We start from the raw sequence: 10,145 nt of genomic DNA on the forward strand, positions 1-10,145 counted from the left end.
TCTTTGCAAAGCTCGCAGCATAATTGCGTCCAGAAATAAGGCCGCTTATATCCTTCCAAAAACTTTGCGACAGAACCATCAAGCTAATTCAATATCGGTCTGCGGAAAGTCATTTCCTTTGCATAGGAGCGGGATGCGGAGTTCCTTCGTACAGGCATAGACAAAGCAATCGCCCATATTGAGCCGCGCCGGGTGAGCAACAACTTTTCCATAAGTAGCCGCCGTTTCGACCGCAATTCGTCCGGTCTTCGCGGCAACTGTCACCTCGCGGGCATTTAGGGTTTTCAGAAGTTGTTCCACTAATCGCTGTGCGTTCTGAATATGCTCCGGTGCAATTGGAGCTTGGGGTCCTACCGTATCATTTGCATACTGTCGGGCGATACTCACGCTTGCCTCGAAAAACGTCACGGGCGAATAGTAAATAGGCTTGGCGCTCTGTTTCAGCTTGGTCAGAAGGTGCGCGGCGTCTTGCTCGTCAATGATGATTGCCACGATTGCGGATGCATCGATATACATTAGTCATCCTCATAGAGTGAATCCCGGAACGCCTTCATATCGAAGGGCGTCCGTGTGGGGCCTGCAAGCTGTTTGAACTCGTCCTGAATTTTCTTCACGCGTTGCTCAAGCGGCTCGGCCTGCTCCAGACGGGAAATCTCATTAAGCAGAGCGCGGCGTACGGCCTCGGTTTTGTTTGGTGCTTTTCCGAGCTTCGCGACCTTGATGGCAAGGTCATCGACGGACTGATCACGTATGTAAAGGGTCATGGGATTTTGCCTTTGTATATCCCGTTTCGTCTATACGTATATCTTATAGGGGATATACACGAAAAGCAATGAAATAATGGGGGTTCTACGCTTTTGGTGTCGGTAAATTCATACCACACGTATCAAGGAATATACACATATTTTTTCGGGATTGCAGGGTTGGAAGATAGCCGGTCGCGCCGGAGAATGAACGCGACCGGCTGGCGGCATTTACGCCGCTGCGGAAACTTCGTCCTCATCGGCTTCAACCGCCGCCTGAATACGTACAGGTTCCGGTAGCCATTGGCTTTCGGCAAGCTGAGCTTCGGCATATGCTGCGGCTTCGGCTTTTTTCATAGCGCCAACCTTAGCGGCGACATCTGTTCCCTTTACTTCGGCAACAGCGTCCTCAATGACCTTGCGACTAACCCGACCGAAATAGTTGGCGGCGGTTGGCTTGAACCATTCGGCCATATCCATTTTGAGGGCACAAGCAAGCTGATTGCCATGCTGCCGCGATGCATCGCGGTAAGAGTCATGGGGCTTCTTGACAACATTGATCGAACGAGCGGCGGCGAAGGCCATAAGATCGAGCAAGTTGCTCTGATTCTGTGTCATGAGCCAATCCCAAAGATCGGCGGGATTGCCGGGCAGATGATCGCCCATGCGTTCAATTTGTTGTTCCACGTGCTCAAGAGCGCGGCATTCTTCGCCCGTCGCAAAAGAAGGTTCTAGATATTCTTTTGTCACGGTGATTTGCAGGCAGGATTGGCTACTCGCGCTTGAATAGAAAGCTGATAGCAACAGCGAATGCACCACGGCGACAAGGGCGATTTCGGAATTGTGCATCATTTCAATCTGTAGCGCTGCGGTCTTATGTGCGGTTAGGGACTGCAAGAGCGCTGCGGAATGTGGTGCCTTCTCGGTTTCTGTGGCGCTGTCCTTGGTGGTTCCGCTTGGCTTGGCCGTCACATCCTCGTTGCGCAATAAGCCGCGATAGATCGAAACGTCACCACTATAGTCAAGCCAGATAGAAACACCGGCCCTTGCAATAGCGTCGGGGGCATATCCTTCTGTCGTGGCTTTGATGCTTTCAATTTCAGCTTCAATTACCTCTATTTTTTCTTCGGCGTCATCGTCTGCGGCTCCATGCTCAATAAGTTCAGCCAGAGAATCATATTCGGTGCAAAGCTGATCAAGACGCGCCTGCGCTTCCTCGCTCAAAGGGATCGTATCGGGATAGATGCGCGGGGTATTATAAAAGCCGGACGGCTGTTCGCTGAAACACTCAACCCATTTCCAGCCTTCTGCCCTAATCGGCTCTGCAATCTGGTCTAATTTCGCCATAACAAGGCGGTCTACTAACGCCGCATCGGTGGCATATCCGCCATTGTCGGAAAATAGATCACGGCGAACTATACCGCCTGCCTGTTCATAAGCTTCTACTCCTATGAATCTCATGGTTTTGGCGGATAAGGCAATTTCTGTCTCTGTCAGACGACGACGAATTGAGTTCGGATGCCGGTCATATTGATTGAGGCTGTTCCAGACTTCCACCTGTCGCGCATGATCGTCTGTGATCGAGAAAGCCTTTAGGTGATCGGTGCTGATTTCATCTTTGCGGTACAGGTCGATCAATTCCGGTGCGACACGCGCCAGAGCAAGGCGGCGGGTCACGGTGTTTTCAGTCGTACCAAAACGCGCTGCTATCTCGGCAACTGATTTTCCTTTATCGGCCAAAGCCTTGAATGCTTCAAAGGCATCTGCGGGGTGCATGTCCTCGCGCATGATGTTTTCAGCAAGTGACACGGCGGCTGCATCGTCGGCATCTTTCACCATGCAGTTTACGGCAAAATCGGCTTCGATTTCCCCTTTTTCCGCTAGCTGTGCAAGGGCGCGACGGCGGCGCTCACCTGCGGTCACATAGAACCGGCCTTTCTTGTCACCTTTACGAACGACAAGATTTTGCAGCGGCTGGAATCCTTCGGCGCGAAGGCTGGCCGCAAGCTCGTCGATGCTGTCTTTGAAATAGGTTTTGCGGACATTGTTCGGGTCCGCGTCCAGCTTGTTGAGGGCGATTTTAACAGTGTCAGACATGGTTTTCTCCTTTTTCCGCGAAGCGGCCTTCTGTCCCGAATGGGGCAGGAGCCCTGCTCCTGCTCCCGCGCACGGGCAAGATCAGCGGAAGAGAGGGGGACAAGCGGAAAATTGGCAGGGGGGACCACCCACGCCGAAGGCGCGACCAAGAGCGAATATCCGTGTAGCGGTTCTCGCACCTGGTCGTCCTGCAGAACGCGAAGCGAGCGAAGGATGGGGGATGCCAATTTTCGGCTTGTGGGGGAGAGGGGGCCGCGCTCCCTTTCCCCTCGCTGACAGAGAAATGAGCCGCCTAAGCGGCGGCGCTTTATTTCTTCGCCCGTTTTCCACCCTTCAGGGTATTACGGAGTATCGCAGCCGAAGGCCAGAACGCGCATCAATCGCGCTGTAGTGAGGCCGTAGGCTGTGGGAAACGGGCTGCAATCCGGCGCGCTGGATTCTAATGATCATAACTGAGTATTCCTTACAGAGACGAAACTGTGCTTCCGTGGTCGTGACCCGAATGGGCCGAGACAGTAGGCGCGGGATCGCGGCGCGCTCGCGTACTGTATGGCTCCGTAGGAGACGGGCAGAACGCATAGCAAAGCCTGAATTCGGGCCGTTATTGGCTCGGTCGCCGGTTAACCGGCGATAGAATGCGGGCTGGCGCTTTAGCGACAGATGCCCAAATGAAGCATGAAATCAATCCAATGCATTGACTCCGACCTAAAACGGAACATAATAGGAACATTATCCCAAGGCCAGAAGTGTTTGCCTGCGCGGTTTGAGAACGCGGGATGGGATTTGTTGTGCCTTGACGTTGGAGAATTCGATGCGCCTGCCAGACACAATAGAACGCTTATACCTTGATTTTGATGGGTTTTTTGCAAGCGTTCACCAACAGCAAAATCGTAGTTTAAGGGGGCGTCCTATAGGCGTCGTCCCATTTGCTGGTACAAATCGAACGGCGGTTATTGCATGTTCCCGTGAGGCAAAAGCTCAAGGCGTCAAAAATGTCATGCCCATTAAAGATGCGCTGCGTGTTTGTCCGGACCTTATCTTGGTTCCTCAAGAACCGGACCTTTATAGGCGGGCACATAATGCGCTTTTGTGCGAAATTGAAACAGTTATCGCTATTGATACTGCCAAGTCGATTGACGAACTGACATGCGTTCTTGACGAAAAAGCCAAGCGAGAACCGGCAGCACTAGCGGCTGAAATCAAGCGGCGGCTTTTAGAGAATATTGGTCCTTACATTACCTGCTCTATCGGATTTGCAGCAAATCGGCAGCTGGCAAAAATTGCCTGTAAGGCTGGCAAGGAAGAAAGCAAGCGTTTCGGTTCTTACGGAAACGGGCTTGCGATCTGGTGGCCATCCTTGATGCCTGATCCCCTTTTGCGGGTTGAACTGGAAGATATACCGGGCGTGGGGTCTGGCATGGCTAAACGGCTTTACCGAAACGGCGTTTTTTCAACGCCGCAGCTTTACGCATTAGAACCAAAGCGGATGCGTAAAATATGGAATAGTGTGAACGGTGAGCGACTTTGGTACGCCTTGCACGGTTACGACATACAAGCGCCCGATCAACAGCGCGGCATGTTCGGGCACGGGCGGGTTCTCCCGCCTGAAGCCCGAACAATAGACGGCGCTTATGAGATTTCCCGCCTGCTACTGACGAAGGCAGCGCGCCGGTTACGGCGCGAAAACTTCTATGCAGGCGGCTTATGGCTGTGGCTATCGATCCGCGACGGCTCGTGGTTTGGCAAACATAGTCTGTCAGTCGTCAACGATGATCAGGCTATTCTCGCGGGCCTGCGAGCCTTATGGGCGAGAATCCGGCGAGAATATCCAAGGGGTTTGACGATATTTCGGGTGGGAGTAACCCTTTATGATCTGTCGTCAGCGGATGAACGGCAGATTGATCTATTGGATAATGACGATGAACTGCGCCAGAAGTGGGAACGCGCAAATAGCGCGGTTGACGCGCTGAATGCGCGGTATTCGGGCACGGTTGTGAGTATGGGTGAATGGAAACCGCCAGCTGGTGGCCATGTTGGCGGGAAAATATCTTACACGCGCATTCCGAGCGCCGAGGACTTTTGGTGATGGGAAACTGGAAAACAACCCTGAAAGTCGAGGATCTTGCCGAAGACCAACGGCTTGAAATGGTGTGCCGGCAATGCCGGCGCGTGACATACACAAGCCGAACGATGATTTGCGAAGTGAAACTTTATTCGCCTGAAGGTGATAGAGTTGATCTTTCGCAAAAGTACCTCGATGAAATCGAGCGTATGGCCCGCTGCAAGGCGAAGGCTTGCAGGGGCCATATGAGAATGTCGATGGTGCGCCTGAAGGAAGTAAGCGGATTTGTTGGCGGCCTCGCGTGATGGCCGAAATTGGAAACGAGCACGGGTTTTCTGTAGGAGCTCTTGCTACGATAAGGAAAAAGCCCGCCACCTGGGCGGGCTTTGTCTTAATGGGCCTTCGGGCGGTTCCAGATGATGCTGAAAGTGTCTGGATCTTCGCTCCCCGGCGCTCGTCCGAGCGTGGCGTTGATGCGGCGGGGTAGTTCGGGGGTGTCGATGCTTATCGAGATGTAGTCACTGCCCGTCGCTTTGCTTCTTTTGGTCCAAGCGGCGCCAACTTCGGCTAATCCAGAGACGACGCGGTAGTCCGGTGCATCTGTGCTGGTCTTGTCGATGGGAACGAGCATGATTTCGACGTCGAGCGTTAGCGTCTGAAGGCGTCCCACGAAGGTTCCGTTGGACTTGCGATTTACATAACCGAGTTTAGCCATTTTCTTTCTCCTTCGCCGTCGGGAAAATCCCCGCCGTGCAAATCGGTCGGCCTGACGGAAAAGCGCGGCTTGCAAGGTTCGATTAAGTCAATTTTGCAGCGTAGCGGTCGCGAGGAAGGCCCTTAGGGCCGGGGAAAATTGACGTTCCGCTTGCGGATAATCGACGCCTTGTAAGCTGTGCGCGTCAGGCTAGATTTTGCTGTAAACGGGGTTTTTATTGTTTGATCGGCTATGGAGAAAAATGACTGAACGTTGCGCATTGAATCGCTAGTCCACTGGTGCACTTCCCCCCGCCTTGAAGATAATCGATTTTCGCACTGAAAACCTCCTTCCCAAAAAAGACCAGTATTGGCATCACCGGAAAAACCGGACTGCTGGAGACAAAAAAGTTGCTGAGGACCAAAAGGTCATTTGTCGAAAGCTTGGCAATGCTATAATGTTATTGCATGGCGACACAAGCACTTAACGACGCATATTTCGACGCATTAGCGACATTAGCCAAGGAGCGGGGTGCTGACGCTGCTCTGCGAGCGGCGGCTGTGACGTTAGCCCATTATTACACAAGCCTGTCGGCGGGCTTTTTCCGTGGCAAAGAACCGCTTCTCTACATTTCGGAAGAGAAACCAGATTCCGGGACAAGTGAGACATGATCCATCAAGAGAACAGGGCATTATTATGAGAACAATAATCTGCACGGCTATCATGGCGTTTGTTGCAACCGCCGCTGGCGCGCAAGATAAAGTAGCAGGCAGTTCAAACCCAATGTGGACTGCTGGCTATAAGTGGAAATGCGAAACGACTGCTCGGATCACTTGTGAGCGTGATGGATCTTGCAAGACGGAAGCCAGAACGGGATCGTTCATTGTCGATTACGAAAACAATAGGTTCGAATTCGACGGTCAGCCAGTGCGGATTAAGCGACATTATCAGCAGCGTATCGCAAACAGCCCATTGCAGGGTGAGGTGAAAGTTGAGCTAAACGATAACCGTGTGCTGTGGCTGACAGCGGTTGACGGTTCTTACACCTATTCAAGCGCATGGGTCGGCGCTTTAATCGAACCCAAAGGCGGCGTTGTCCTGATGACAAACGACAATGCGTATTGCGTGCCGCAAAAATAATCTGTGCCTACTGAAACCAAGGAAAGGTTGATCTGGTGAAAGATTTTCTCCGTCTCATGGTCTCTCTTAGTATTCTGATAATCGGAATATTTTCGGTTATCATCTTGACAATGCCTTACACCAAAGTACCGGCTCAAATGGTTTGGGAATTAAGTGAACATAATCGATTTTTGGGTATGGTATTATCAGCATTAGTATTAGTTGGAATAGTTTGGTTCGCTAACCACTTTCATGTGATTATGGATAAGATATTGTTTGGCATCTATAATACGGTCAGCCGTGTATTCTGACATTATTTAAACAATTGCAGAATACAGACTTATAAGGAAAGGGACAAATATGCAGAAATTTGCTTTAACGATTCCAGCATTACCTTTCACTTTGGGATCGGTGCCACAATCAATTGTCTGACCGAGTGGTGATTTTGCCTTCTGGCTGACTTCGCACGCATCAACGCCAGTCAGCCGAATTCTTCTACCATCACGAACGATTTTCAACGTGTCGCCGTCGATCACATCGACAACCATCCCTGAAATTCGTTCTCCTGCACGAACGGGCGAAGTCGGGATTGTAAGCAATACCAATCCGGCAGCGATAACGAACTCGCCTATACGCATCTGTCTTCCTGTTGATTTGGATCTGTTGCCAGCCGTGCCGGGGTCATTGAGGGTAGTCGACACGGCTGGCAGTCGGGCCGGTAGGGTCTCGAATCTTACCGGGCCGATTTGATATTAGAAGTAATGAACAGCCATCCAGCCAGACGGTGTTTCAGAAAATCCGACCGTTCCTTGCCGCGTTTTGTTAATGAGGGCATTGGTATAATCAACGGAACAAATTACACCAGGCGCACCCGTGTTTTTCTCGCAAGTGCCGAGCTTCAGCGACCAACCCTTACCTTTGAGTTTAAGAAAGGCTGCGTTAGCTTCTTCTTGTGTTGGTTGTTTCAGTGATGAGGCGGTTGTCTGATCCAATGACGAGGGCGCGATAAAATAGACGCCGGTTCCTCCAACTAACGCGCCAATGACCAATCCGGCAATAAAGGAAACAGAAGCCGTCATTTGTCACCAAACAGGTTAACCAGGGAAGCAATGAGATCTGTTGTATAAACGGTCTCGCCATTTCTTTGATAGCTGTTATTGGCAATGCGCCCTTCGGCCTGAATTACATCGCCTTGTTTCGCGTTCTCTTTTAAATAAGCAATCTGTCGTTCGTCCAGAACGGTTATCTGCACCCAATCGGTCGCTTCCTTCAGCTCGGAATTTTCCTGTGTCCAATGACGATTTGTCGCGACATTGATTTTCAGGGATTTCTCAAACGGTGCAATAGACCCTATATTACCTGTTATCTGGAATCTGTTGATTGAGAGCATAGTTTCTCCTTAACTATTAGTAACAAATAGTAATAATTATACTAAAGTCTATTGGTTAATGTTAAACCAAGTAATCTGACGCTGTCCATTAGCATCTGTATATTCGATATACCAAGGGTTCCTTTTAAGTTCCTTGTGATAACTGTATTCGATTGAATTTATGCGGTCGCCATGACTGCCGGACATAATATTTTCACGGGAAACTGCTACAGTTTTTCCCGTGGGAGTTGTCAGCATACCATTTTCAATGCCAAGCGCCGCCACAGTTTTACTATTCTTCCCTGTATACGGAACCTTTGCGACACATAACGCCTTTGTGTTAGTGTCCCGATCCGTAATGGTAGCTGTTGCTGTGAAACCAGATGCGCAATCTTCGTAGCGCTGATATTTCGGGGCTCCAGAGTTGGCTTGGGGGCAAGTTGGCCATGAGAATCCGGGGCGTTTCATCGCGGCAATTAGTTTTTCAATTGGCGGATGGCAAGAAGGTGTACCTTGCCAATCGCCGGACAGGCAAAGGAGAACCTGACAACCCCACTCACTAGCATAAGTCACGGACGGAAGAGACGGGCAGGACGCGGACGCAACCGCTCCCGCCAGAACGAGTTTTTTAAACAAGGCAAACTCCCATATTTGAAAACCGATACCATTCTAATATGGTCTGTGAAAATATGAAAGAGTATTGCCGCAAGGCGAGTCTGTTCAGTGAAAAGCCATTTTTTGATGAAAAAAAACGAAACGGGGAGCGTTCCGAATAAGCTGCGTGAGAATGTAGCCTTCAGGTTAGAAACAGAACGAATAAGACGGAAACTAACGCACAAAGAATTTGTGATACTGATCCGTTCTGGCGCACCTGATGAACGTTTCTCGTACGGAACTTATATCAAGACGCATCGCAGAGAGAACAACGTCACTTTGCGGACGTTGGATCATATCGCGCAAACTCTTGGGATCACGATAGCCGATCTTCTTTACGGCGAAGAAACTGCGCCGGACTGGGCGCGGAAACTCGATGCTGCCGCATTGCGGCTTCGATTATCGAAGCAGCTTGAAAAAGCGCGGGAAAGTCGCGGCATACCTCAAGTGACATTCGCAAAGTATCTCAATATTGCGGAAGTCACTTACGGCAAAATCATGCATCAAAAAACGAATTTCACGGTTGATACGGTGGCCGTGATTGCTGCTGGAGTCGGCAAATCGCCAGTGGAATTCCTTTTCGGATAATTCCAGCTCGGCAATTGCAACTGGCCGCAACGTTCGTCAGGCTTTTTTTTTCTAAAGCCATTGCGACGGTATTATCATTCACGACATATCGGATGATATGGTTCGTTCGTATCCCTTGTTTTTTTGGAAATAGAGTAGTCGGCGTCTAGCCGACTTCCTTTTATATTATTGGTATATGGCGTGGGGTTACATTTTTGATCAGCCTTGGTCAAAAAAAGGGTCCGTCGCATAAGGGACGCGCTTTTATGAACCTTATTGGCAATCTTTTCGACGCTAAAGCGCCTCTTGATCCAATCTAGCCATGTCGATGAAACGATACGGATAACGTTGGAAAGGCTAGGCTTACCGCGTCGTTCCCTGTACTCGACCGTCAATAAGCCGAACTCGGAAGATTTAGCACGTGCAACGGCTCTTCGCACTGTGGCATGACAAACGCCAGCCAGTGCGGCGATTTTTTCGATTACGAGGGTACAAGCACCGTTCTTGCCAACCTCTTGAGATATGACGGCAAGAGCTGCTTGTTGACCAATCGTAAAATGCCGCAAGATCTGCTTCGGTAAAAATCCACCACCCGCCAAGTCACGACGACGCGCCATATACTCGGCCTTCTTATCAGACGGCATTCGCTTTCTGATATGAGGCTGGAAGCCAGAACGCCCTTCCTCTTTCCAGATACGAGCCTGATCCGGGATACGCTGTGCAACCGTGGTTTTTTTTGCGCAAACACTGCGAAAGGCTTCAAGGCCCCTGAACATTAAAGGGGCACCGATATACGGTTGGCCGACCGTTTGCGGATCGATGTTTATTTTACGGCTTTTG

General features: G+C 50.6%; 12 protein-coding genes and 1 pseudogene. 4 read left to right on the forward strand and 9 right to left on the reverse strand.

Translation table 11 applies throughout. From position 1 onward, the window contains the following. Positions 1-78: 78 nt before the first annotated feature. From FHY56_RS17390 to FHY56_RS17400, 3 genes are all read right to left on the reverse strand, one after another. Positions 79-516 (reverse strand): type II toxin-antitoxin system VapC family toxin, encoded by a 438-nt coding sequence (locus FHY56_RS17390; RefSeq protein ID WP_140906384.1) that lies wholly within the window; start codon positions 514-516, stop codon positions 79-81. Continuing rightward, on the reverse strand, positions 516-764 hold the full coding sequence (locus tag FHY56_RS17395; RefSeq protein WP_140906385.1) for a type II toxin-antitoxin system VapB family antitoxin: 249 nt from the start codon (positions 762-764) through the stop codon (positions 516-518). The genes FHY56_RS17390 and FHY56_RS17395 overlap by 1 nt, the downstream gene beginning before the upstream one ends. A 210-nt stretch (positions 765-974) precedes the next feature. After that, positions 975-2,840, reverse strand: coding sequence for a ParB/RepB/Spo0J family partition protein (locus FHY56_RS17400; RefSeq protein WP_140906386.1), 1,866 nt, complete (start codon positions 2,838-2,840; stop codon positions 975-977). A gap of 811 nt (positions 2,841-3,651) precedes the next feature. Here FHY56_RS17400 and FHY56_RS17405 point away from each other — a divergent pair. Beyond that, positions 3,652-4,926: a Y-family DNA polymerase gene (locus tag FHY56_RS17405; RefSeq protein ID WP_140906387.1), complete on the forward strand. Its 1,275-nt coding sequence runs from the start codon at positions 3,652-3,654 to the stop codon at positions 4,924-4,926. Continuing rightward, positions 4,926-5,207, forward strand: a complete 282-nt coding sequence (locus FHY56_RS17410; RefSeq protein ID WP_140906388.1) for a hypothetical protein — start codon at positions 4,926-4,928, stop codon at positions 5,205-5,207. Before FHY56_RS17405 ends, FHY56_RS17410 begins: the two co-directional genes overlap by 1 nt. An 86-nt stretch (positions 5,208-5,293) precedes the next feature. Here FHY56_RS17410 and FHY56_RS17415 read toward each other — a convergent pair whose 3' ends face one another. Further along, on the reverse strand, positions 5,294-5,617 hold the full coding sequence (locus FHY56_RS17415; protein WP_140906389.1) for a DUF736 domain-containing protein: 324 nt from the start codon (positions 5,615-5,617) through the stop codon (positions 5,294-5,296). A 585-nt stretch (positions 5,618-6,202) separates the two neighbouring features. Between FHY56_RS17415 and FHY56_RS17420 the strand changes: the two genes are divergently transcribed. Then, complete coding sequence (locus FHY56_RS17420) at positions 6,203-6,736, forward strand: hypothetical protein (RefSeq protein ID WP_235889542.1); 534 nt, start codon at positions 6,203-6,205, stop codon at positions 6,734-6,736. Positions 6,737-7,032: 296 nt separating this feature from the next. Here the strand turns inward: FHY56_RS17420 and FHY56_RS17425 are convergent, their stop codons facing one another. The 4 genes from FHY56_RS17425 to FHY56_RS17440 all read right to left on the reverse strand — a co-directional run bounded on the left by FHY56_RS17425 (position 7,033) and on the right by FHY56_RS17440 (position 8,720). Then, the gene (locus FHY56_RS17425) at positions 7,033-7,353 is read right to left on the reverse strand and encodes a thermonuclease family protein (protein WP_140906390.1); all 321 of its coding nucleotides are present in this window, start codon (positions 7,351-7,353) and stop codon (positions 7,033-7,035) included. 114 nt (positions 7,354-7,467) lie between these two features. Continuing rightward, complete coding sequence (locus FHY56_RS17430; protein ID WP_140906391.1) at positions 7,468-7,794, reverse strand: hypothetical protein; 327 nt, start codon at positions 7,792-7,794, stop codon at positions 7,468-7,470. Continuing rightward, positions 7,791-8,105 (reverse strand): single-stranded DNA-binding protein, encoded by a 315-nt coding sequence (locus FHY56_RS17435; RefSeq protein WP_140906392.1) that lies wholly within the window; start codon positions 8,103-8,105, stop codon positions 7,791-7,793. Before FHY56_RS17435 ends, FHY56_RS17430 begins: the two co-directional genes overlap by 4 nt. A 48-nt stretch (positions 8,106-8,153) precedes the next feature. Continuing rightward, the gene (locus FHY56_RS17440; RefSeq protein ID WP_140906393.1) at positions 8,154-8,720 is read right to left on the reverse strand and encodes a hypothetical protein; all 567 of its coding nucleotides are present in this window, start codon (positions 8,718-8,720) and stop codon (positions 8,154-8,156) included. An 87-nt stretch (positions 8,721-8,807) separates the two neighbouring features. Between FHY56_RS17440 and FHY56_RS17445 the strand changes: the two genes are divergently transcribed. After that, positions 8,808-9,326 (forward strand): helix-turn-helix domain-containing protein, encoded by a 519-nt coding sequence (locus tag FHY56_RS17445; RefSeq protein WP_140906394.1) that lies wholly within the window; start codon positions 8,808-8,810, stop codon positions 9,324-9,326. Positions 9,327-9,400: 74 nt separating this feature from the next. On the opposite strand, the pseudogene FHY56_RS17845 reads toward FHY56_RS17445, so the two are convergent. Continuing rightward, a pseudogene (locus tag FHY56_RS17845) lies at positions 9,401-10,145 on the reverse strand (hypothetical protein); the annotation flags it as partial.

This window comes from Brucella gallinifaecis (genome assembly GCF_006476605.1).
Lineage (GTDB): Bacteria > Pseudomonadota > Alphaproteobacteria > Rhizobiales > Rhizobiaceae > Brucella > Brucella gallinifaecis.

Coding starts and splice junctions, on each gene's coding strand:
- FHY56_RS17395 (WP_140906385.1), bottom strand. CDS start 764: ATGACCCTTTACATACGTGATCAGTCCGTCGATGACCTTGCCATCAAG.
- FHY56_RS17435 (WP_140906392.1), bottom strand. CDS start 8,105: ATGCTCTCAATCAACAGATTCCAGATAACAGGTAATATAGGGTCTATT.
- FHY56_RS17390 (WP_140906384.1), bottom strand. CDS start 516: ATGTATATCGATGCATCCGCAATCGTGGCAATCATCATTGACGAGCAA.
- FHY56_RS17415 (WP_140906389.1), bottom strand. CDS start 5,617: ATGGCTAAACTCGGTTATGTAAATCGCAAGTCCAACGGAACCTTCGTG.
- FHY56_RS17410 (WP_140906388.1), top strand. CDS start 4,926: ATGGGAAACTGGAAAACAACCCTGAAAGTCGAGGATCTTGCCGAAGAC.
- FHY56_RS17405 (WP_140906387.1), top strand. CDS start 3,652: ATGCGCCTGCCAGACACAATAGAACGCTTATACCTTGATTTTGATGGG.
- FHY56_RS17425 (WP_140906390.1), bottom strand. CDS start 7,353: ATGCGTATAGGCGAGTTCGTTATCGCTGCCGGATTGGTATTGCTTACA.
- FHY56_RS17430 (WP_140906391.1), bottom strand. CDS start 7,794: ATGACGGCTTCTGTTTCCTTTATTGCCGGATTGGTCATTGGCGCGTTA.
- FHY56_RS17400 (WP_140906386.1), bottom strand. CDS start 2,840: ATGTCTGACACTGTTAAAATCGCCCTCAACAAGCTGGACGCGGACCCG.